We start from the raw sequence: 22971 nt of genomic DNA on the forward strand, positions 1-22971 counted from the left end.
TGGCCGGCCCAGGCGGTCCGTGGGCCGGCCAACGGCCGGCGCTACCGTCAAGCCGCGTGAAGCCTTCGCATGGTCTTCGTATACGCGGCGTTATGCTCCGCCGGTCCCCCACCCCTGGACCCAAGGAGTCGATCGTGAATACGCAATCGCTCACCACTTCGCTTCTTTCGCAGTTGCAGAACGGCCCGGCCCTGCAGCAGATTTCCCAGCAGCTGGGCATGGACAGCGGTCAGGCATCGCAAGCGATCAGCGCGGCATTGCCCCTGCTGATGGGCGGCTTGGCCAACAATGCCAGTCAGCCCCAAGGGGCCCAGGCGCTGCTCAATGCACTGCAGCGCGACCATCTTGGCGGAGGTGGCGGCGGCGGCCCGGATCTCGGCGGCCTGCTTGGGCAGGTGCTGGGCAGCATGGGCGGCAACAGTGCCCCCACCCCGGCGACCAATGGACTCGGCATCCTCGGCCACGTATTTGGTGGCCAGACTCCACAGGCCGCCAACCTGCTCGGCCAGAAAACCGGTCTGGACAGCAGCACCGCGCTCAAGGTGCTGGCGGTGGCCGGCCCCATCGTGATGTCGCTTCTGGCCAACAAGTTCGGCCCGCAGGGTGACGCCAACCAGCTCAGCCAGGCGCTCGGCGAGGAGAACCGCCAGACCGGCGGCGGCGGCATCGGCGACCTGCTCGGTGGCGTTCTCGACCAGGACGGCGACGGAAAATTTGGCGTCAACGACGTGCTCGGCCTCCTCGGCGGCAAACGCTGAGCCTCACGGTGGCCGGGTCGCCTTCGACCCGGCCACTTATCGATAGACGCCATCTATCGACACCAAAGAATCAATCGATTTTACCTATCGACGGACGTTCACTATCGTCAAGGCACTCCCACACGCCTTGTTCGCGAGGCCACTCCCTCTCTCGCCAGTACACAGGTAGATACCGATGAAAAGCGAAGCCAAGTGCCCCTTCAACCACGCCGTCGTCGGCGATGCCACCACCAACCGTGACTGGTGGCCCAAACAACTTCGTGTGGATCTGCTCAATCAGCATTCCGCACGTTCCAATCCGCTGGCTGCGGACTTTGATTACCCTGCCGCATTCGCCAAGCTCGATTACGCCGCGCTCAAGGCGGATCTGAAAGCCTTGATGACCGATTCGCAGGACTGGTGGCCCGCCGACTTCGGTCACTACGGCGGCCTCTTCATCCGCATGGCCTGGCACAGTGCCGGCACCTACCGCATTGGTGACGGTCGCGGCGGCGGCGGTCGTGGCCAGCAGCGCTTCGCTCCGCTCAACAGCTGGCCGGACAACGTCAGCCTGGACAAGGCGCGCCGCCTGCTGTGGCCGATCAAGCAGAAGTACGGCCAGGCCATCTCCTGGTCCGACCTGCTGATCCTCACCGGCAACGTCGCGCTGGAATCGATGGGCTTCAAGACACTGGGCTTTGCCGGTGGCCGCCCGGATACCTGGGAACCGGACCAGGACGTGTACTGGGGCCGCGAAACCACCTGGCTCGGCGGCGACGTGCGCTACGCACATGGCTCCGAGGGCGTGCAGGAAGACCACGGCGTGCTGGTGTCCGATGACGACGCCGACGGCGACATCCACTCGCGCAAGCTGGAGAACCCGCTGGCCGCCGTGCAGATGGGTCTGATCTACGTGAACCCCGAAGGCCCGGACGGCAATCCGGACCCGCTGAAGGCGGCGCTGGATATCCGCGACACCTTCGGCCGCATGGCGATGGACGATGAGGAAACCGTCGCGCTGATCGCTGGCGGCCACAGCTTCGGCAAGACCCACGGTGCCGGCCCGGCCGACAACGTTGGCCATGAACCGGAAGCGGCAGGACTCGAAAGCCAGGGCCTGGGCTGGGCCAACACGTTCCGCAGCGGCAAGGGCGGCGACACCATCACCAGCGGCCTGGAAGTGACCTGGACCCGCACCCCGGCCAAGTGGAGCCACGACTTCTTCCAGATTCTGTTCGGGCACGAATGGGAACTGACCAAGAGCCCGGCCGGCGCGCACCAGTGGGTGGCCAAGGATGCCGAGGCGGTGATTCCCGACGCGCACGACCCGTCGAAGAAGCATCGCCCGACCATGCTCACCACCGATCTGTCGCTGCGCTTTGATCCGATCTACGAGCAGATCTCGCGTCGCTTCCTGGCCAACCCGCAGGCATTTGCGGATGCGTTCGCGCGTGCGTGGTTCAAGCTGACTCACCGCGACATGGGCCCGCGTGCCCGTTACCTCGGCCCGGAAGTCCCGGCCGAACAGTTCCTCTGGCAGGACCCGTTGCCGGAAGCGCCGAAGACCCCGATCAGCGCGCAGGACATCGCGGCACTGAAGCAGCAGATCGCGGACAGCGGTCTGAGCGTGGCCGAGCTGGTGTCTACCGCCTGGGCCTCGGCGTCCACCTTCCGCGGCTCGGACAAGCGCGGCGGTGCCAACGGTGCGCGTATCCGTCTGGCCCCGCAGAAGGACTGGGCGGTGAACCAGCCCAAGCAGCTGGCCAAGGTGCTGGCCGCGCTGGAGAAGATCCAGAGCGGGTTCAAAGGCGAGGTGTCGCTGGCCGACCTGATCGTGCTCGGTGGTGCGGTGGGCGTGGAAAAGGCCGCCAAGGCCGGTGGCCACGACGTCAGCGTGCCGTTTACCCCGGGCCGTACGGATGCCAGCCAGGACCAGACCGATGTGGAATCGTTCGCGGTGCTGGAACCGGCGGCCGATGGTTTCCGCAACTATGTGCGCGGCCGCTTCAGCGTGCCGGCGGAAGCGCTGTTGATCGACAAGGCGCAGCTGCTCACGCTGACCGCACCGGAAATGACCGTGCTGGTCGGCGGCCTGCGCGTGCTGGGTGCGAATGTCGACGGCAGCAAGGACGGTGTGTTTACCGACCGCCCCGGCACGCTCAGCAATGACTTCTTCGTCAACCTGCTGGACATGGGCACGCAGTGGAAGGCCAAGGGCGACGGTTACGAAAGCAGCGGCAAGGGGTCGTGGACCGGTACCCGTGCCGACCTGGTGTTCGGTTCGAACTCAGTGCTACGTGCGTTGGCCGAGGTGTATGCCAGTGCCGATGGCGGCAAGAAGTTCGTGCAGGACTTCGTGGCCGCGTGGGCACGGGTGATGGAACTGGACCGGTACGACCTGCACCGGTAAGCGTGGTGTCTGGGGCGCACGACCAACGGTCGTGCGCTACCGGGGCTGGGGCAACCGCACGCCCCGACGGAAACCGTGGGGATATCGCCACCATGGCCCGCCGGTGCCATGACGACGCCATGACCCGGTAGCGCCGGCCGTTGGCCGGCCCAGGCGGTACTGAGGGCCGGCCAACGGCCGGCGCACCCCCTCTGTCGCAATTCCCCCTCCTACGGGCAACTCCCGCACGGCCCCGTTACAATCTCGGCATCGGCCGGATTCCCGGCCCCGCAGGATGTGAGCGCCCGTGATCAGAGAAATTCAGATCGAGAACTTCAAGTCGATCAAGAAGATGAAGCTCGAGCTGGGCCGGGTCAATGTGTTCATTGGCGAGAACGGCTCGGGGAAGAGCAACATTCTTGAGGCGATTGCGCTGGCGGGCGCGGCGGCGGGGGACAGACTGGACAATGAATTCCTCTTTTCAAGGGGAGTTCGCCCATCAGAACCTCGACACATGCGCTGTGCTCTCAACTCCGAGGCTCCCAGCAGCGATATTGTCGTTTCTCTCTCATCTCAAGATAAAACCCGTGTGAACTTCGTTCTGACGCACGACGGACGTCCTTATTCCAGTTGGAAATGCAAATCCAGCGGAGAGGCCTCCGTCATACTCAAGACCAGTCGTATGCTGGCAATCTTGGAGATGATGCTTGCTGAAAGGGAAACTAATGCCCCGATTGATAGCAACCTTGCTCCGCTCTCCAAATTGATCGAAACAGATCGGCTCGCATCGGCGATCGCGGAACTTCGAGAGCTCGAGCGAACTACCGAAGAAGACGATGACACCGAACTCGTCCTCAAGACTGATAAGTTCTCCAGCCTGAAATCTGACAAGAGTAAAGGCGTCAAGGACTTGATGGAGTTCGTCATCTTCTCGCCGGAGAACCAGTCACTTCGAACCTTCGAGCGGGAGGGTCAGATTGAACCGCTCGGCATCCGAGGAGAGGGACTGTTGAAGTTCTTGCAAGTTCTCGACAGCACTCCTTCCTACGAAGATGCATTCTTGTCAATTCGTAAAAGGCTAAAGATTCTCGGCTGGTTCGACGACCTCTTCGTTCCTGCGTCGGAGAGAAATTCCACTAGCAAGATTGAAATCAAGGATCGATACCTCAGCGAGAGTGCAGGAAGGCTAGACCAGTTCAGCGCAAATGAAGGCTTTCTGTTCCTCCTGTTCTACTTCTGTCTCTTCTCAACCGATCTGACGCCCCGCTTCTTCGCCGTCGATAATGTGGACGCCTCGCTGAATCCCAAGCTCTGCGCACATCTCGTCACCGAACTGGCGTCACTGGCAGGAGCGAACGACAAGCAGGCCATCCTCACCACCCACAATCCAGCCACCCTGGATGGCTTGGATCTCAACGACGACGAGCAGCGCCTGTTTGTGATCTCCCGCGGCGATGAAGGTGAAACAAAGATTCGCCGGATCAAACAGAAGGAAGGCAGCGCCAGCGACGTCAAGCTGTCTACCGCTTTCATTAATGGATACCTTGGCGGCCTGCCGAAGAACTTCTAAACATGGACGTGAGCTTTGCATTGATTACCGAGGGCATCACTGACCAAGTCGCCCTCAAGGCAGTTCTCACTGGTCACTACAATCGCTTCAATCCCGATATTGAGGTCTTCTGCAATCCGGTCCAGCCCACAGCGGACGCCACCGATGCCTCAAAGCAAGGAGGCTTCGCGGGATGGGAGCTGGTACTTCAGAAGTGCGCGAAAGCCGGAGAGGCCGAGGACGCTCTGGCTTTGAATGACTTCTTGATTGTCCAGATTGATACTGACATGGGCGACCACGTCAACTACGGCCTCCCTCTGGCACCTGGTGGGGTGGATGTGGACGAAGCTACCTTGGTGGAGCAGGCTCGAGCGATTATCGCGACCAAGTTCGGGGACCGCTGGCCTGCCATCCAGAATCGAGTGTTCTTGGCGATCTCCGTCCATTCATTGGAATGCTGGCTCTTGGCGTTGCATGTTGCGGAGGCCCCCTGCGCGACGAAAAGCTGCGAGAACCGGCTCGAGAAGCATCTTCGAAAGCAGGACCAACCTTTCGAGAAAACCTATCGCTGCTATGAGGCCATTTCTAAAGGCTTCCGCAAGCCCAAGGAACTAGAAGCAGCGCGCCAGCGAAGTGTGAGCCTCAATCGGTTTGTGGATTCGCTGCCCGTCGTTCAGGCGGAATGAGGTTGCCGGCCAGCGGCCGGCACTATCGATAGCACAGATAGGGTCGGGGCCGGCCAACGGCCGGCGCTACCGAGGCGTCAAAGATCATCGGCAGGCGGGCAGAGCCCGGCTCTACAGGGCGTCAAGGTCACCCAGCGCGCGGATCAACCTTCGCGCGCGTTTGTCCGGGCGATGCTCCGGGGCCTGGAATCCGTCGCGCATCGCCACGCGCTGGGCGCGCTGTTCAGCACGTCGGGCTTTTGAATCCTCGCTTTCCGCATACAGCTGCTGCGCCACGGGTGCAGGGCCGCGCTGGTCGCTCAGCCCCAGCACTTCCACCTCGTAACGCTCTTCGCCACGGCTGATCTGCAGTTGCTCGCCCACCCGCACCGCGCGCGAAGACTTCGGGCGCTGCCCGGCCACGTCAACTTTGCCGGTCTCGATGGCCTGCTTGGCCAGACTGCGGGTTCTGAAGAAGCGCGCCGCCCACAACCACACGTCCAGGCGGACACTCGGCACGGTTACGGAAACTTCGGTGGTCAAAGGGGCACTACTCCGGTCGTTTGTTCAGGGGACGTGGGTTGGACGGGTCGCTGCGGCAGCCGGTGCCACCGATCAGCGTGGGCACGCCGGCGTCCAGATCGCGACGCTGGGTTCCGACCTGGCATTCGGGTCGGTCCATGGGCCGCACCTGGGTGTCGCGCAGGCGGTCTGTAGAGGTACATGCGGTCAATGCGAGGGCAATCAAGTAGAGCCGGGCTCTGCCCGGCTGGGCAGGCGTTCGCGCCAACGGCAGCCGGGCAGAGCCCGGCTCTACAAAAGCACAATCCCTGGCATTCGCCGCAGCCGGTTTCGATAAGCGGCGGGCAATCTTGCTCATCTGGATATCCCACTGACAGGCCAGGTGCTAGTGTGCGCCTGACCCGGCTCGATCTCCTTCACACATGGCCAAAGCGCCGCTTGACCTGACCACGGGCCCGATCGGGCGCAACCTGCTGCTGTTCGCCCTGCCGATCCTGGCTGGCAACATCGCCCAGTCCTTGAACGGTTCAGTGAACGCGATCTGGGTCGGGCGCTTCCTCGGCGAGGCGGCGCTGACCGCCACCGCGAACGCCAACAACATCATGTTCTTCCTGATCGGCTCGGTGTTCGGCATCGGCATGGCCGCGACCATCCTGATCGGCCAGGCAATGGGTGCGAAGGACACTGCCCAGGCACGCCGGGTGATGGGCACCAGTGCCACCTTCTTCATCGGTTTGTCAGCAGTGATCGCGGTGGCCGGCTGGTGGCTGTCGCGCCCGCTGCTGGCGGCGATGGGGACACCGGCCGCTTCGCTGCCGTTGGCTGAGGCCTACCTGCGAGTGATCTTCCTCGCCATGCCCACGTTGTACGCGTTCGCGTTTCTGAGTTCGGCGCTGCGCGGCGTGGGTGATTCACGCACCCCGTTCCGCTTCCTGCTGGTGTCGGTGCTGCTGGATATCTTGTTCAATCCGCTGCTGATCTTCGGGCTCGGTCCGTTCCCGGAACTGGGCATTGCTGGTGCGGCCTGGGCCACGCTGATCGCGCAGACGCTCTCGTTGATCGGCCTGCTCTGGTACATGCGCAACAAGCGGCACGTGCTGTGGCTGGGCCGCAAGGACATGGCGCTGTTCAAAGTGGACCTGGAGATCCTGAAGGCACTGGTGATCAAAGGCGTGCCGATGGGCCTGCAGATGGTGCTGATCTCGTTGTCGATGATCATGATGATGTCCATGGTCAACCACTACGGCACCGACACCGCTGCGGCGTACGGTGCGTCGCTGCAGTTATGGACCTATGTGCAGATGCCGGCGATGGCGATTGGTGCGGCGTGTTCTTCGATGGCGGCGCAGAACGTCGGCGCGCAGCGTTGGGACCGTGTGCGCGGCACCGCGCGCAGCGGCGTGCTGTTCAACTTCGCGCTGACCGGGCTGTTGATCCTGCCGTTGGTCCTGCTCGACCGTTACACGCTGGCGCTGTTCCTGCCCAGCGGCAGTGAGGCGCTGGATGTGGCGCGGCACCTGAACCACATCGCGATCTGGTCGTTCCTGTTCTTCGGAGTGAGCTTCGTCATTTCCGGCGTGGTGCGTTCGACCGGTGCGGTGATTCCGCCGCTGCTCATTCTTGCCGCCTCGCTGTGGGGTGTGCGGGTGCCGTTTGCCGAACTGATGCAGGATCGGCTGGGGGCCGATGCGGTGTGGTGGAGTTTCCCGGTGAGTTCGCTGTGCGCGATGCTGCTGTCGCTGGCGTATTACCGCTGGGGCGGTTGGCGCAGGGCGCGGATGTTGCCGAGCCATCGTGAGGAAGTGGCCGCTTCGCCGGCTGAAGTGCCGGCCCAGCCGCCTTCGCCGGTGGCGGACCATGATCCAGATCCCGTTGCTGGGCGCTGATCTGACGCGGCAACCTGCCCCGTAGAGCCACGCCCTGCGTGGCTGCGCGTGGTGCCAACCTAACCCGTAGAGCCACGCCCTGCGTGGCTGCGCATGGTGCCGACCTTGGTCGAAGCCACGCAGGGCGTGGCTCTACGGCGGGATCGCACGACCGTGCACCACAAACGATGGCTCACAAACGCAAACGGCCACCCGAAGGTGGCCGTTGCGGGACAACTTTCGTTGTCGGGAATTACTGGGCCTTTTCGGCGGCCAGGCGTGCAGCCTTGGCCTGCGCAGCGGCAGCCAGATCTTCCTTGATGCGGGCAGCCTTGCCTTCCAGACCACGCAGGAAGTACAGCTTGGCACCGCGGGCCTTACCACGACGCTTCACGTCGACCGAGTCGATGATCGAGCTGTGGGTCTGGAAGACGCGCTCGACGCCGTAGCCGTGCGAGATCTTGCGGACGGTGAACGAGGAGTTCAGGCCGGCATTCTTGATCGCGATGACCACGCCTTCATAGGCCTGGACGCGCTCACGGTTGCCTTCCTTCACCTTCACGTTGACGACGACGGTGTCACCCTGGCTGAACTTCGGCAGCTCGCGGGAGATCTGGGCGGATTCGAAGTCCGAAAGGATGGATTTGTTCAGCTTGCTCATGGGTGCACCGAAATTGTTCGGGTGGGTGTGTCGTTTCGACAACGTGGGCTCATGCAGTCACCTTATTGCGCTGCACGTTTTTTTGTATGGAGCCACCAAGGGGCATGAATGGCCCTTTGGGAATCCGCGATTCTAGCTGGTTCTGGTGCGGTTTGGTAGTGCCGGGCTTGCCCGGCATCACGGGGTCCTTCAGCCGGGCAAGCCCGGCTCTACGCCTTCACGGGCCTCGGCCAACAACTTCCGGTCGACCTTGGACAGCTGGCTTTCGTCCAGCAGGTCCGGGCGGCGCAGCCAGGTCCGCAGCAGCGACTGCTGGCGGCGCCAGCGGGCGATGGCGGCGTGGTTGCCGGAGCGCAGCACGTCCGGGACATCGCCCCATTCATGTTGCGCCGGCTGGCTGTAGTGCGGGCAGTCCAGCAGGCCCTGCGGGCCCTCAAAACTGTCCTGGGCGGCGGATTCGGCGTCGTTCAACGCGCCCTCCTGCAGCCGGGTAACAGCATCAACGATCACCGCCGCACCCAGCTCACCGCCGGACAGCACGTAATCGCCAATCGAGATCTCCTCGGTCACCTCGGCCGCCAGGAAGCGCTCATCCACGCCCTCATAGCGGCCGCACAGCAGGATCATGCGCGGCAGCGCGGCCAGTTCGCGCACCTTGGCCTGGGTCAGCGGCTTGCCCTGCGGGCTGAGGTAGATCACCGGCGCGGGGGCCGGATCAGCCGCTTTCGCTGCCGCCAGACACGCCCGCAGCGGCTCGATCAGCATCACCATGCCCGGGCCGCCGCCGAACGGGCGGTCGTCCACCCGGCGGTAATTGCCCTCGGCGTAGTCACGCGGATTCCAGCCATGCAGATCCAGCAGGCCGCGCTCGGCCGCACGACCGACCACGCCCAGCGACGCCGACTGCGCCATGAATTCCGGGAACAGGGTGATGACGTCGATGCGCATCGAACTAGAACTCCGGGTCCCAGTCGACCACGATCAGGTTGGCCTCGAAATCCACGGATTTGACGAAGTCCGGCTGTACGAACGGAATCATCCGCTCACGGCTGCCCTGCACCACCACCACGTCGTTGGCACCGGTGGAGAACAGGTGCGACACGCGGCCCAGCTCGACGCCGTCCACGGTCTTTACCTGCAGGCCTTCCAGGTCGATCCAGTAGTACTCATCCGGCTTCGGCGGCGGCAACGCGCTGCGCGGCACGGAGATTTCGGTTCCGATCATGGACTCGACCACATCGCGGTCGGTCACCTCGGGAAACACCGCCACAATGTGCTTGCCGGACGCTTTGCCGCGCACGCCCTTGACGGTGCTCTCCTGGCCAGCGGGAGTCCGCAGCGTCCAGGGCTGATATTGGAAGATGGCGGTACGCGGCTCGGTCCAGGACTCGAGCTTGATCTCGCCTCGCACACCAAAAGCGCCGACAATCCTGCCCAGCAGGATCCGGCGCTCGGTATCTTTCATCTGCGTATGCCGACGGGCCGCGCCAGGCGCGGCCCTTCAGGATCAGGCCGCAGCGGCCTGGGCCTTGGTCGCTTCCTTGTACAGGTTGCGGACCTTGTCGGTCATCTGGGCGCCGTTGGCAACCCACTTGTCGACCAGCGGCAGGTCGAGCACGATGCGCTGCTCGGCACCCTGTGCCACCGGGTTGTAGTAACCGACGCGCTCGATGTTGCGGCCGTCACGGGCGCTGCGCGAGTCGGTCACGATGATGTGGTAGAACGGACGCTTCTTGGCGCCGCCGCGGGTCAGTCGAATCTTGACCATGGTGGTATTTCCTCTGTAGCCCAGTCGCCAGGATGGCGCGGTAAGCCGGCGATTATAGCGGGGGTGGCCGGGCATTCCAAGCCGGAGGTAGGCCCCGAAGATGAATGGGGTTACCCCAATGGGTCCCATGGCACCCCGGCCAGTGCGTCCACGGCCTTCCGGCACAACGCCTCCGACCGCGTGAACTCCGCCCCGTCAATCGCTGCCAGCGGCCACACCCCAGCGGCGTTGCACGCCACGGCAGCATCAAACCTGGCCAGATTCGCCAAGGTCACGGGCTCCAGCACCGGCACCCCGCCCCACCCGGCCTGCAGCAGCCGCTCCTGGGTACCGCGCAGCGCTTCGGCCTGCGGCCACACCACTTCATCGCCGCGCCCGAACAGCACATTCCAGGTGGTGCCCTCGCTCACCCGCCCCTGCCCGTCCACGAACAGCGCATCGTCAAACCCGGCCTGCAATGCCAAGCGCCGGTGCTGGAACAACGCAAACGTGCCGACGTGCTTCAGCTGCGGCATCTCGCGCTGGTACACCACGCTGCGCACGCGCCGCGGCGTCGCCGGCAACGATACCGGTGCGCTCACCGCCACCAGCACATCCACCGGAAGTACCTGCAGCGGCTGGCGGAAGTCGAATGTGCGCGCGAACACGGTGACCCGCACCGAGGCATCCACCACGCCTTCCGCCTGCAGCGCCGCCAGAATCCACGCCTGCACCTGACTGCCGTCCAGCGTGCTTCCAAACAACTCACTGGTGCCCTGGCGTAAGCGCCGAAGATGCAGGTCCAGACCCTGCACCGCGCCACCGCGCACCTGCAGCGAGGTGAAGTGCCCGTAGTTCACCACTGCACCGGCGAGGTCGTCGGCGGTTGCAGGTCGCCCGTTGCAGTAGTGCTTCATGCCAGCAGCGCCCGCGCGTCGCGCCACATCGTGTGCAGCACCTCTGCTGCCGGTCGCGCCGATGCCATCCACGCCGACTGACCGGCCCAGGCCTGCATCGCATCGATGCGGTGCTCGCGATTGGCCTGCGCGCGCATCGGCGCGGTAAGCCCGCGCTGCACCGGATACGGCTGCGGCGGGGGCGCATCGGCAGCGGCGGCGGCGCGTACATACGGCGTGGCCAATCCGCGCCCCAGCCGCCCACTGAAGGCACGCGTGGGCCAGGTGTCTTCCGGTTCTGCTTCGGACAAAGCCTGCGACCAGGCCGGATCAATCGCGCATTCTGGCGTGCGCAGAAATGCCGTTCCGACCTGCACCGCGCTGGCACCGAGCATCAATGCCGCCGCCACGCCGCGACCGTCGGCAATGCCGCCCGCGGCGATCACCGGCACCTGCAGGTGATCGGCCAGGCGCGGCAGCAGTGCGAACAAACCCACCAATTGCCGCTCGGCTTCATCCGGGTCGAAGGCACCGCGATGGCCGCCGGCTTCAAAGCCCTGCGCCACAACGGCATCGGCGCCGGCCTGTTCGGCCGCACGCGCTTCCGCCAGCGTGGTCGCGCACGCGAACCAGGCAATGCCGGCGTCCTGCAGACGCTGCACCTGCGCGGGTGAGAACACGCCCATGATGGTGGACGCCACCGCCGGCCGCGCCGCGATCAACGCGTCGAACTGGGCATCGAAATCGGCCGGACCGGCGTCACCAGCGCTGGCAGCCACCTCCGGCCCCCACTGCGCGAGGAACGCGCGGGTGGCGGCTTCGGCCGTGGCGTCGCGCACGGGAAGCGGGTCGGGAATCCATACGTTCACCTGTGCCGGGCCCGCCGACTGCGCGCGGAAGTCGTTCATCCAGGCCACGATGTCCTGCGGCTGCGACAGCACCGCGCCCATTGCCCCCATGCTGCCGGCGTTGGCCAGCACGGCCGAAAGCGACACCGGGCAGGCACCGGCCATCGGGGCCAGCAGGATCGGGCTCTGCAACGAAAAACGCCGACAGAAGCTGTCGGCGCGTTCGAGAATTCGCGGGTCGCTCATCGGTCACGCACCTGTGGGGTCAGATGCCCCACAGCATACGCCGCCCGGCGTGGCCTCAGCGGAACGGCAGACCGCCGCGGCCGCCCATGGCCCCCATCATGCCCTTCATGCTGCGCATCATGCCCTTCATGCCGCCGCCGGCCATCTTGCTCATCATCTTTTCCATCTGCTGATACTGCTTCATCAGCTTGTTGACGTCGGCCGGGGTGAGGCCCGAACCACGCGCGATGCGCGCACGACGCGAACCATTCAGCAGGCCCGGATTGCGGCGCTCCTTCTTGGTCATCGAATTGATGATGGCGATCATGCGCGGCACTTCCTTGCCCTGGCTGACCTGCTGCTTCAGATGCTCCGGAATCTGGCCCAGGCCCGGCAGCTTGTCCATCAGGCCGCCGATGCCGCCCATGTTCTGCATCTGCTCGAGCTGGTCGCGCATGTCGTTCAGATCGAACTTCTTGCCCTTGGCGACCTTCTCGGCCAGCTTCTGCGCCTTGTCCTTGTCGACCTGCTGTTCAACCTGTTCCACCAGCGACAGCACGTCGCCCATGTCCAGGATGCGGCTGGCCATGCGGTCCGGGTGGAACACATCCAGGCCGTCCGGCTTTTCGCTGACGCCGACGAACTTGATCGGCTTGCCGGTGATGTAGCGCACGCTCAGCGCGGCACCACCACGGGCGTCACCGTCGGTCTTGGTCAGCACCACGCCGGTCAGCGGCAGCGCTTCACCGAAGGCCTTGGCGGTGTTGGCCGCGTCCTGGCCGGTCATGGCGTCGACCACGAACAGGGTTTCAGCCGGGTTGATCGCGGCATGCAGCGCCTTGATCTCTACCATCATCGCTTCGTCGATGGCGAGACGGCCGGCGGTATCGACCAGCAGCACGTCCACGAACGACTTGCGGGCGTCGTCGATGGCCGCGCGCACGATGGCTTCCGGCTTCTGGTCGGCGCTGGACGGGAAGAACAGCACGCCAACCTGGTCGGCCAGAGTCTTCAGCTGCTCGATGGCGGCCGGACGATAAACGTCGGCGGACACCACCATCACCTTCTTCTTGCGCTTTTCCTTGAGGTGCTTGGCGAGCTTGCCCACGGTGGTGGTTTTACCCGCACCCTGTAGGCCGGCCATCAGGATCACGGCCGGGGCCGGCACATTGAGGTTCAGATCGCTGGCGGCCGCACCCATCACGGCAGTCAGCTCGTCGCGGACGATCTTGATCAGCGCCTGGCCGGGGGTCAGCGACTTCAGCACTTCCTGGCCGACGGCACGCACCTTGATGCGCTCCACCAGGGCCTGCACCACCGGCAGCGCCACGTCGGCTTCGAGCAGCGCGATGCGGACTTCGCGGGTGGCCTCGCGGATGTTTTCCTCGGTGAGGCGGCCGCGGCCACGCAGGCGCTCGATGGTGCCGGAGAGGCGCTGGGTCAGGGACTCGAACATGGATGCAACCTGTTCAGAACGAAAGACAGAGAGACCCACAGTATAGCGGGTCCGCCGGACCGGCCCGCGCCCCGGACACCTGGTCGCACCCGCGCCCATCGCCACCATCCCGGGGGTATGCGAAACTGACACGATGACAATCGTTCTCATCGCGACCCTGCTGTACCTGACCGCCACCGCCTTGCTGGTGCGCGCGGTCGCTCGCGATGACGCCGCCACCTCGCCCACCTGGCTGTGGCCGGCGCTGCCGGCGATGCTGCTGCACGGCGGCTACCACGCGCTGGTGGCCATCCGCACCAGCGGCGGGCCGGACATGCATTTCTTCGCTGCACTGTCACTGGTGGGCCTTGGCATGGCCTGGTTGACCTCGCTGGTGGGCGCGCGCGGGCGCATGTCCGCGCTGGGCGTGGTGGTGTTTCCGGTGGCTGCCGCCCTGCTCTGCGGTTACCACGCCTACGGCCATGAACCCAGCCGGGCACTGGGCTGGCAGCTGGCCACCCACGCCTGGCTGGCGCTGCTGGCCTACGCCACGCTGAGCATTGCCGCGCTACTGGCAATCATGCTGTGGCTGCAGGAGCGCGCCCTGCGTCGGCGTGATTTCCGTCCGTGGCTGAGGGCGTTGCCGCCGCTGGCGGATCTTGAATCGCTGCTGTTCCGGGTGATTGCGGTGGGGTTTGCGCTGCTCACACTCACGCTGGTGACCGGCGTGCTGTTCGTGGACGACCTGCTGGCACAGAAGCTGGTGCACAAAACCGTGCTGAGCGTGCTGTCGTGGGTGGTGTTCGGGGTGCTGCTGATCGGTCGCCGCCGCTACGGCTGGCGCGGGGTGAAAGCGGTGCACTGGACGCTGACCGCAATGGTGCTGCTGGGTTTGGCGTTCTTTGGCAGCCGGTTTGCGATTGAATTGGTGTTTAATCGCGGCGGCTAAACCCGCGCGATGGCCCGGTGGGGTCGGTCGACAGACGACCGCCGATAACGGTCATCACTTCATTAACGCATGACCTCAATCGGCGTCGCGCTTCTTCGCTGCCGGTCATGCGTTACCTGCGCCGATCATTGTTATCGGCAGTCGTCTGTCGACCGACTCTACCCCCCAACGCCGCGAACCGTGGTGACGCGCCATGCGCGTCATCGCGGTGCCGGACGCCCCATCGACGGGCATGGCCCGTCGCTACGCGATTACGCGGCTTCGATCGCCTCGGACAGGCGCTCCACCGCAATCACCTCCATGCCCTTCACGCTGCCGGTTTTCGGCGCATTGGCCTTCGGCACGATCGCGCGCTTGAACCCATGCGTGGCCGCCTCGCGCAACCGATCCTCACCGTTCGGCACCGGACGAATTTCCCCGGACAACCCCACCTCGCCAAACGCAATGGTCTTCTCCGCCAGGGGCCGGTCCTGCAGTGAGGACAGCACCGCCAGCAGCACCGGCAGATCCACCGCCGTTTCCTGCACGCGGATGCCGCCCACCACGTTGACGAACACGTCCTGATCGCCCACCAGCACGCCGCCGTGACGGTGCAACACGGCCAGCAGCATCGCCAACCGGTTCTGCTCCAGCCCCACCGCTACCCGCCGCGGGTTGGACAGCGGCGACGCATCCACCAGCGCCTGCACTTCCACCAGCAACGGACGCGTACCCTCGCGGGTGACCATCACGCAGCTGCCCGGCTGCCGGGTGCTGCCGCCGGACAGGAAAATGGCCGAGGGATTGGACACCTCTTTCAGGCCCTTTTCCCCCATCGCGAACACGCCCAGTTCGTTCACCGCGCCAAAGCGGTTTTTGAACGCACGCAGCAGACGGAAGCGGCTGCCGCTTTCGCCTTCGAAATACAGCACCGCGTCCACCATGTGTTCGAGCACGCGCGGACCGGCAATGCCGCCTTCCTTGGTGACGTGCCCCACCAGAAACACGGCGGTGCCGGTTTCCTTGGCAAAGCGCACCAGCCGCGCCGCGCTTTCGCGCACCTGGCTCACCGAACCCGGTGCCGCCGTCAGCGACTCGGTCCACAAGGTCTGCACCGAGTCGGCCACGATCAGGCGCGGCTTGGCCTGGCTGGCATGCTGCAGGATAGCCTCCACCTGGGTTTCGGCCAGCGCGTTCACCCCTTCCAGCGGCAGGTCCAGGCGGATCGCGCGGCCCGCCACCTGCGACAGCGACTCCTCACCGGTGATGTACAGCACCGGCAGGTTCGCGGCCATCTTCGCCACCGCCTGCAGCAACAACGTGGACTTGCCGATGCCCGGGTCGCCGCCGACCAGAATGACCGCACCCTCCACCAGCCCGCCGCCGAGCACCCGGTCGAATTCGCCGATGCCGGTGGTCACCCGCTGGTGCTCGGTGTGCTGCACGTCCTTGAGCGCCATCACCTTGGGCGCATCGACCTTGCCGGCCCAGCCGGAGCGGCGCGAGGCCGGCGACTTCGCCGCCGCGGCGCTTTCCAGGGTGATCTCGCTGAGCACGTTCCAGGCCCCGCATTCGGTGCACTGCCCCTGCCACTTGCTGTATTCCGCGCCGCATTCGCTGCAGACATAGGCGGTGAGCCGCTTGGCCATTCTCGCTTCCACTTCCGGTTCATCTTGTGTGCCGCAGGATAGCCCACCCGCGTCGCACCACCTAAGACGCTGGAACCGATTTCACTCAAGCTTTGGCCCGCCCGGCCGCTACCGGGGACGGGCCCCTGCGCCTTTCCCCCCACACAATCAGGCTTTCCCCCCCATGACCGGCACCTACAGCCAGAGTCTTGTCGTGTTCTCGCTGCTGGTTGCCATTCTGGCCTCCTACACCGCCCTGGACATGGCCGCACGCGTGGCCAACACCGAAGGCAAGGTCGCCCGCTGGTGGCTGGCCGGTGGCGCAGGCGCGATGGGCCTGGGCATCTGGTCGATGCACTTCATCGGCATGCTGGCCTTCGACCTCGGCATTCCGATGGGCTACGACCTGGCCATCACCCTGTACTCGCTGGCCGTGTCGGTCGGTGCCTCGGCGTATGCGCTGTGGCTGGTCTCGCACAAGGTACTGCCGTGGTACCGGCTGGCCGCCGGCGCGGTGCTGATGGGGCTGGGCGTGGCGGCCATGCACTACCTGGGCATGTCGGCGATGCGCATGGAGCCGGGCATCGACTACCACATGGGCTGGCTGGCGCTGTCCATCGTGATCGCCATTGTGGCTGCCGGTGCCGCCCTGTGGATCGCCTTCCGACTCCGTTCGGAAACCCGCCACCCGATGCTGCTGCGCGGGCTGGCTTCGGTAGTGATGGGCTTTGCCATCATCGGCATGCATTACACCGGCATGGCCGCTGCCGAGTTCCCCCCCGGCAGCGTCTGCGGCGCGGTCGGCGAGAACGGCGTGGACAGCAAGTGGCTGGCAGTGCTGGTCATCGTGACCACCCTCGCCACCTTGGGCATCGCGCTGATTGCCTCGGTGTTCGACCGCCAGATGCGCGCACGCACCGGCCTGCTGGCCGAATCGCTGGCGCAGGCCAATGAAAAGCTGATGCAGGCCGCCCTGCACGACCCGCTGACCCAGCTGCCCAACCGCATGCTGCTGCAGGACCGTATCGAGCAGACTATTGAAAAGGCGCGCCGCCGCAACTTCCCGTTCGCGGTGATGTTCTGCGATCTGGATGGCTTCAAGGCCATCAACGACGCTTATGGGCACCAGCTGGGCGACAAGCTGCTGGTGGAGGTTTCGCATCGCGTGTCCGGCCTGCTGCGCAGCCAGGACACCTTCGCCCGCCTGGGCGGCGACGAGTTTGTCATCGTGTTCCAGATCGACGAGCCGGAAGACGCCGCCGTGGTCGCCGAGCGGATCCTGGCCAGCGTGGCCGAGCCCTTCCACATCGATGCGCTGGAACTGCATGTCAGCACCAGCATCGGCATTGCGCTGTACCCGGACGACGCCGCCAACGAGCGCGAGTTGATGGCGCATGCTGACGCGGCGATGTACCACACCAAGGACACCGGCCGGAACGGCTATACCTTCTTCACCGAATCGCTGCAGGTCACCGCCAACCGCCAGCTGCGGCTGCTGCAGGACCTGCGTCGCGCGATTCCGCGTGGCGAGCTGGTGCTGCACTACCAGCCCAAGTTCCTGGCCGCCGGTTCGGACATCATCGGGGCCGAGGCGCTGGTGCGCTGGCAGCATCCGGAGCTGGGGCTGCTGTCGCCCGACACCTTCATTCCCATGGCCGAACGCAGCGGACTGATTCTGCCGTTGGGCGAATGGGTGCTGGACGCCGCCTGTGCGCAGCTGCGGGCGTGGCACGATGCCGGGCATGACAGCTGGACGATGTCGGTGAACCTGTCGCCGGTGCAGTTTGCGTCCAGCACCTTGCTGGATACCGTGCGCGATACCTTGGCGCGGCATCAGCTGGAAGCGCGCTTCCTGACCTTGGAAGTCACCGAAACCACGGCGATGAAGGACGTGGAAGCCAGCCTGCAGATTCTGCACGGGCTGACCGACATGGGCGTGCATATCTCAATCGACGATTTTGGCACCGGGTATTCCAGCCTCCTGTATCTGAAGCGCATGCCGGCGACCGAGCTGAAGATCGACCGGGCGTTTGTGCGCGAGCTGGAAGACAACAGTGAGGACGCGGCGATTGTGTCGTCGATCATCGCGCTGGGGCGTTCGTTGCAGCTGCGGATTGTGGCCGAGGGTGTCGAGACGGCCGGGCAGCAGCAGTATCTGAACCAGCTGGGGTGTGACCTGCTGCAGGGGTATCACCTGGGCAAGCCGATGGATGCCGAGGCGTTCTTCCGTAGTGCCGGGCCCTGCCCGGCACCGTAATCCGTCCGCAATCCGGTAGCGCCGGCCGTTGGCCGGCCCAGGCGATGCGTGGCGCATGCGCGCGCCGGCGGCGCACATCGATATGATTCGCGTCGTTAAAGAACGTTGAGCCGTTGATGGCCGTCGTCTGTCGACCGACGCTACCCATTCCACCCCAAACAAAAAGGCCACCCTTGCGGGTGGCCTTTCTGCATGAACCAGGTTTTTCGACCTCAGTGCATCATGTGCACGTTCATGTTGTGCATCACCCACAGCGTACCGGCCACGATGATGCCGATGACCACCACGGTGAAGGCGGCGGCGCTGACGTTCCAGCGCTGTGCCGACGAGCGGTCCAGGTGCAGGAAGAAGATCAGGTGCACGAAGATCTGCAGGATCGCCGCCACGATGATGATGACGCCCGTGGTGAAGGTCGGCAGACCGCCCTTCATCACCGCCCAGAACGGGATGATGGTGAGGACAGCGGCCAGCAGGAAGCCAACCAGGTAGGACTTGACGCTGCCGTGGCTCTCGCCACCCACGCCGTGCCCATCGTGATGGGCGTGATTGTCGTGTGCCATTACAGCGCTCCCTTCAGGTAGACGACGGAGAACACGCCGATCCAGATCAGGTCCAGGAAGTGCCAGAACAGGCTCAGGCACGCCAGGCGGGTCTTGTTGGTGGCGGTCAGGCCGTTCTGCTTGATCTGGATGAACATGATCAGCAGCCACAGCAGACCGGCGCTCACGTGCAGACCGTGGGTTCCCACCAGCGCGAAGAACGCCGACAGGAACGCACTACGGTCCGGGCCGTAACCCTGGTGGATCAGGTGGTTGAACTCCCAGACTTCCATGACCATGAAGCCGAAGCCCAGCAGCCAGGTGATCGCCAGCCACAGATACATCTGGCCCACCTTGGCCTTGTGCATGGCGATCATGCCCAGGCCGAAGGTCAGCGAAGAGACCAGCAGCAGCGTGGTTTCCCACGCAACGAAGCTCAGGTCGAACAGTTCCTTGCCGGTCGGGCCGCCATCGGTACCGCCGGCCAGCACGATATAGGTCGCGAACAGGCTGGCGAAGATGAGGCAGTCGCTCATCAGGTACACCCAGAAACCGAAGACGGTGTTGCCGCCGGTGTCGTGGTGCTCGTGGTCGTCATGGCCGTGGGCCGCCGCGTGCGCGGCGTGCCCATGGTTCAGGGTGGAGGTATTGCTGCTCATGCCTTGAACTCCGTTTTCACCAGACCCTGCGCCTGCAGGTGACGGCGGTGCTCACTTTCGATCCGCTCAACTTCGGCGGCCGGCACGTAGTAGTCCGTGTCCTTGTCGAAGGTGCGCCAGATGTAGGTGCCGATCATGCCGATCATGCCGACGATGGCCAGCCACCAGATGTGCCAGATCATGGCAAAGCCGAAGGCCAGGCTGAAGGCACCAATCACCACACCGGTACCGGTGTTGCGCGGCATGTGGATGTCGCTGTACTTCTCCGGACGCGGCCATGCTTCACCACGCTGCTTGCGCTCCCAGAAGTCGTCCAGTTCGGTGACCTTGGGCAGCATGCCGAAGTTGTAGAACGACGGCGGCGAAGAGGTTTCCCACTCCAGCGTACGGGCATCCCACGGGTCGCCGGTGAGGTCGGCGGTCTTCTTGCGGTCGCGGATCGACACGGCCACCTGGATCACCTGGCACAGAATGCCCAGGCCGATGATGGCGGCACCGACGGCGGCGACGATCAGGAACGGCTGGTATTCCGGGTTCGGGTAGCTCTGCATGCGACGGGTCATGCCCATGAAGCCGAGCACGTACAGCGGCATGAACGCCACATAGAAGCCGATGAACCAGCACCAGAACGCGCGCTTGCCCCAGGTTTCATTCAGACGGAAGCCGAACATCTTCGGCCACCAGTAGGTGATGCCCGCGAACATGCCGAACACCACGCCGCCGATGATCACGTTATGGAAGTGCGCGATCAGGAACAGGCTGTTGTGCAGCACGAAGTCGATGGCCGGGATGGCCAGCATCACGCCGGTCATGCCGCCGATGGTGAAGGTGACCATGAAGCCGATGGTCCACAGCACCGGAGTGGTGAACTGCACGCGACCGCGGAACATGGTGAACAGCCAGTTGAAGATCTTCACGCCGGTGGGAATGGAGATGATCATCGTGGTTATGCCGAAGAAGGCATTCACGTTGGCACCCGAGCCCATGGTGAAGAAGTGGTGCAGCCACACGATGAACGACAGCACGCCGATACAGGCGGTGGCGTACACCATGCCCTTGTAACCGAACAGCGCCTTGCGCGAGTAGGTGGCAATGACTTCCGAGAACACACCGAACGCAGGCAGGACCAGGATGTACACCTCCGGGTGACCCCAGATCCAGATCAGGTTGATGTACAGCATGGCGTTGCCGCCACCGTCATTGGTGAAGAAGTGCGTGCCCAGGTAACGGTCCAGGGTCAGCAGCACCAGGGTGACGGTCAGCACCGGGAAGGCGGCGATGATCAGCACGTTGGTGACCAGCGCGGTCCAGGTGAACACCGGCATGTGCATCAGCTTCATGCCCGGGGTACGCATCTTCAAAATGGTGATGAAGAAGTTGATACCGCTCAGCGTGGTACCCAGGCCTGCGACCTGTAGACCCCAGATGTAGTAGTCGACACCGACCCCTGGGCTGTACTCCTTGCCCGACAACGGCGGGAAGGCCAGCCAACCGGTCTGTGCGAACTCACCAACGCCCAGCGAGATCATGATCAGGCCGGCACCGGCCACGAACAGCCAGAAGCTCAGCGAGTTCACGAACGGGAAGGCCACGTCGCGTGCGCCGATCTGCAGCGGCACCACGACGTTCATCAGGCCGGTGATCAGCGGCATCGCCACGAAGAAGATCATGATCACGCCGTGGGCGGTGAAGATCTGGTCGTAGTGGTGCGGCGGCAGGAAGCCTTCAGCGCCGTTGACGGCGATGGCCTGCTGGGCACGCATCATGATGGCGTCGGCGAAGCCGCGGAGCAGCATCACGAAGGCCACGATGAGGTACATGATGCCGATCTTCTTGTGATCGACCGAGGTGAACCACTCTTTCCAGAGATAGCCCCACAACTTGAACTTGGTGATGACCGCCAGCAGGAGCAGACCACCGATCCCCGCGCCGATCAGCGTGGTGATGATGATCGGGTCGTGCGGGATGTCAGCGAATGTCAGTTTACCCAACAGATTCATGCTTATTCTCCCGAGCTTGCGTGGCCGGTGTGACCGGCGGCGGCGTGCTCGTCTGCAGTGTGTTCGGCGTGCTCGGCGGCCGGCATTTCGTGGCCTTCATGGCCTTCATGGGCGGCGGCGTCACCATGCGACATACCCTCGTGGCCCTTGGCCTTGTGGTCCATGCCGTAGTGGTTGTTGTCACCCATGTGCTTTTCGACGACCCAGTTGAACAGACCGGTTTCGGTGGTACCGAAGTAGGTCACCGGGTGCCAGTCGTGGTTCTTCTCGGCCACCAGGGCGTTGAAGGCATCCTTGTTCAGGGTGCTGCTTTCGGCACGCACCTTGGCCAGCCACTGCTGGTACTGCTCTTCAGTGACCGAGTGGGCCGTGAAGTGCATCTTGCTGAAGCCCGCGCCACTGTAGTGCGAGGACATGCCCGGGAATTCGCCGGTCTCGTTGGCAATCAGATGGAGCTTGGTCTCCATGCCGGTCATCGAGTAGATCATGCTGCCCAGGTGCGGGATGAAGAAGGCATTCATCACCGAATCGGACGTGATCTTGAAGTTCAGCGGGGTGTTCACCGGGAAGGTGATTTCGTTGACCGTTGCGATGTTCTCTTCCGGGTAGATGAACAACCACTTCCAGTCCAGCGAAATGGCTTCGATCACCACCGGCTTCTTGTCCGATTCCAGCGGACGGTACGGATCCAGCGCATGCGAGGAGCGCCAGGTCAGCACGGCCAGCACCAGCACGATCATGCAGGGGATCGACCAGACGACCACTTCGATCGCGGTGGAATGCGACCACTTCGGCTCGTAACGGGCCTTGGTGTTGGAAGCGCGGTACTTCCAGGCGAAGGCCAGGGTCATGATGATGACCGGCACAACGACCAGCAGCATCAGCACCGTAGCCGTGATCAGCAGGGTTTTTTCGTCCTGGCCGATCTGGCCCTTCGGGTCAAGAATGGCCGAGTTGCAGCCCGTGAGGAACACGGACAAAGCAAACAGCAGGCCCGGACGCAGGAAGCGCCCAAGGGTTTTCAACGGAATCATCGGTCGATCCAATTGCGTAGGGAATGCCAGGTCAAGCGCACCCACCCCGGCCAAGACCGGATGGACGTACATGTCAGCCCTATAATTTTATGCCGTCACGCACCATTTAAGAAGAGCGTTGACAATGATCCGGCGCAAGAATGCCCGTTTTTCTGCTGCGACACGTTGTCGCACGGGGTGCGCGCAGGGGCCGCAGGGGGCCCGAAGCGACCGAGAATGATGTTGTATAGACATGAATGGGTCAAGCGACGCGAACTTTGCCGAATCAGCCATTTGCGAATGGCTCGCATCCGGCAACTGGGAACCTGAACAACCGGATCACCCGGCACCGCGATGACACGCATGGCGTGTCACTTGTGTCTCGGACTGGGCCCTGATCAGGCACAA

The 22971-nt window shown here is 64.2% G+C and carries 21 protein-coding genes; 7 read left to right on the plus strand and 14 right to left on the minus strand.

Features of this window, described 5'->3' with window-relative positions; translation table 11 throughout:
- Positions 1 to 131 precede the first annotated feature (131 nt).
- The 4 genes from RT551_RS18230 (at position 132) to RT551_RS18245 (ending at position 5361) form a co-directional block, all read left to right on the plus strand.
- Positions 132 to 758, plus strand: coding sequence for a DUF937 domain-containing protein (locus RT551_RS18230; RefSeq protein WP_313461154.1), 627 nt, complete (start codon positions 132 to 134; stop codon positions 756 to 758).
- Positions 759 to 933: 175 nt separating this feature from the next.
- Entirely contained in the window at positions 934 to 3147 is a 2214-nt protein-coding gene (gene katG / locus RT551_RS18235) for a catalase/peroxidase HPI (protein ID WP_313461137.1), read from the plus strand.
- A gap of 286 nt (positions 3148 to 3433) precedes the next feature.
- Entirely contained in the window at positions 3434 to 4696 is a 1263-nt protein-coding gene (locus tag RT551_RS18240) for an AAA family ATPase (RefSeq protein ID WP_313461139.1), read from the plus strand.
- Positions 4697 to 4698: 2 nt separating this feature from the next.
- Positions 4699 to 5361, plus strand: coding sequence for a hypothetical protein (locus tag RT551_RS18245; protein ID WP_313461141.1), 663 nt, complete (start codon positions 4699 to 4701; stop codon positions 5359 to 5361).
- 111 nt (positions 5362 to 5472) lie between these two features.
- Here the strand turns inward: RT551_RS18245 and RT551_RS18250 are convergent, their stop codons facing one another.
- A complete protein-coding gene (locus tag RT551_RS18250) occupies positions 5473 to 5883 on the minus strand; it encodes an RNA-binding S4 domain-containing protein (RefSeq protein ID WP_313461142.1) in 411 nt (136 codons plus the stop codon).
- Positions 5884 to 5890: 7 nt separating this feature from the next.
- Positions 5891 to 6130, minus strand: coding sequence for a hypothetical protein (locus RT551_RS18255; protein WP_313461156.1), 240 nt, complete (start codon positions 6128 to 6130; stop codon positions 5891 to 5893).
- 154 nt (positions 6131 to 6284) lie between these two features.
- Here RT551_RS18255 and RT551_RS18260 point away from each other — a divergent pair, with 154 nt between their 5' ends.
- Complete coding sequence (locus tag RT551_RS18260) at positions 6285 to 7748, plus strand: MATE family efflux transporter (RefSeq protein WP_313461144.1); 1464 nt, start codon at positions 6285 to 6287, stop codon at positions 7746 to 7748.
- Positions 7749 to 7980: 232 nt separating this feature from the next.
- On the opposite strand, the gene rplS is transcribed toward RT551_RS18260, so the two are convergent.
- The 7 genes from rplS to ffh form a co-directional block, all read right to left on the minus strand.
- The gene (gene rplS, locus RT551_RS18265; protein ID WP_125358376.1) at positions 7981 to 8388 is read right to left on the minus strand and encodes a 50S ribosomal protein L19; all 408 of its coding nucleotides are present in this window, start codon (positions 8386 to 8388) and stop codon (positions 7981 to 7983) included.
- A 189-nt stretch (positions 8389 to 8577) separates the two neighbouring features.
- On the minus strand, positions 8578 to 9336 hold the full coding sequence (trmD, locus tag RT551_RS18270) for a tRNA (guanosine(37)-N1)-methyltransferase TrmD (RefSeq protein ID WP_313461146.1): 759 nt from the start codon (positions 9334 to 9336) through the stop codon (positions 8578 to 8580).
- 4 nt (positions 9337 to 9340) lie between these two features.
- Positions 9341 to 9853 carry a ribosome maturation factor RimM gene (gene rimM, locus RT551_RS18275; RefSeq protein WP_125358380.1) on the minus strand — a complete coding sequence of 171 codons (513 nt, stop codon included), beginning with the start codon at positions 9851 to 9853 and terminating at the stop codon, positions 9341 to 9343.
- Positions 9854 to 9895: 42 nt separating this feature from the next.
- Entirely contained in the window at positions 9896 to 10156 is a 261-nt protein-coding gene (rpsP, locus tag RT551_RS18280; protein WP_125358382.1) for a 30S ribosomal protein S16, read from the minus strand.
- 110 nt (positions 10157 to 10266) lie between these two features.
- A complete protein-coding gene (locus RT551_RS18285) occupies positions 10267 to 11052 on the minus strand; it encodes an aminotransferase class IV family protein (protein WP_313461147.1) in 786 nt (261 codons plus the stop codon).
- Positions 11049 to 12125 (minus strand): nitronate monooxygenase, encoded by a 1077-nt coding sequence (locus tag RT551_RS18290; protein WP_313461148.1) that lies wholly within the window; start codon positions 12123 to 12125, stop codon positions 11049 to 11051. Before RT551_RS18290 ends, RT551_RS18285 begins: the two co-directional genes overlap by 4 nt.
- A 55-nt stretch (positions 12126 to 12180) precedes the next feature.
- Positions 12181 to 13560, minus strand: a complete 1380-nt coding sequence (ffh, locus tag RT551_RS18295) for a signal recognition particle protein (protein WP_311190605.1) — start codon at positions 13558 to 13560, stop codon at positions 12181 to 12183.
- Positions 13561 to 13693: 133 nt separating this feature from the next.
- Between ffh and ccsA the strand changes: the two genes are divergently transcribed.
- Positions 13694 to 14488: a cytochrome c biogenesis protein CcsA gene (gene ccsA / locus RT551_RS18300; RefSeq protein ID WP_313461150.1), complete on the plus strand. Its 795-nt coding sequence runs from the start codon at positions 13694 to 13696 to the stop codon at positions 14486 to 14488.
- Positions 14489 to 14739: 251 nt separating this feature from the next.
- Here the strand turns inward: ccsA and radA are convergent, their stop codons facing one another.
- Entirely contained in the window at positions 14740 to 16116 is a 1377-nt protein-coding gene (gene radA, locus RT551_RS18305) for a DNA repair protein RadA (RefSeq protein ID WP_282297474.1), read from the minus strand.
- Positions 16117 to 16279: 163 nt separating this feature from the next.
- Between radA and RT551_RS18310 the strand changes: the two genes are divergently transcribed.
- A complete protein-coding gene (locus RT551_RS18310; RefSeq protein WP_313461151.1) occupies positions 16280 to 18352 on the plus strand; it encodes an EAL domain-containing protein in 2073 nt (690 codons plus the stop codon).
- A 212-nt stretch (positions 18353 to 18564) separates the two neighbouring features.
- Here RT551_RS18310 and cyoD read toward each other — a convergent pair whose 3' ends face one another.
- Genes cyoD through cyoA form a run of 4 tightly spaced genes read right to left on the minus strand, consistent with a single transcriptional unit; the run spans position 18565 to position 22584 of the window.
- Complete coding sequence (cyoD, locus tag RT551_RS18315; RefSeq protein ID WP_311190601.1) at positions 18565 to 18912, minus strand: cytochrome o ubiquinol oxidase subunit IV; 348 nt, start codon at positions 18910 to 18912, stop codon at positions 18565 to 18567.
- Positions 18912 to 19550, minus strand: coding sequence for a cytochrome o ubiquinol oxidase subunit III (gene cyoC, locus RT551_RS18320; RefSeq protein WP_311190600.1), 639 nt, complete (start codon positions 19548 to 19550; stop codon positions 18912 to 18914). Before cyoC ends, cyoD begins: the two co-directional genes overlap by 1 nt.
- A complete protein-coding gene (gene cyoB, locus RT551_RS18325; RefSeq protein WP_313461157.1) occupies positions 19547 to 21544 on the minus strand; it encodes a cytochrome o ubiquinol oxidase subunit I in 1998 nt (665 codons plus the stop codon). The genes cyoC and cyoB overlap by 4 nt, the downstream gene beginning before the upstream one ends.
- 8 nt (positions 21545 to 21552) lie before the next feature.
- Entirely contained in the window at positions 21553 to 22584 is a 1032-nt protein-coding gene (gene cyoA / locus RT551_RS18330) for a ubiquinol oxidase subunit II (RefSeq protein ID WP_313461153.1), read from the minus strand.
- Positions 22585 to 22971 lie beyond the last annotated feature (387 nt).

Source organism: Stenotrophomonas sp. (genome assembly GCF_032103445.1).
Classification (GTDB): Bacteria; Pseudomonadota; Gammaproteobacteria; order Xanthomonadales; family Xanthomonadaceae; genus Stenotrophomonas.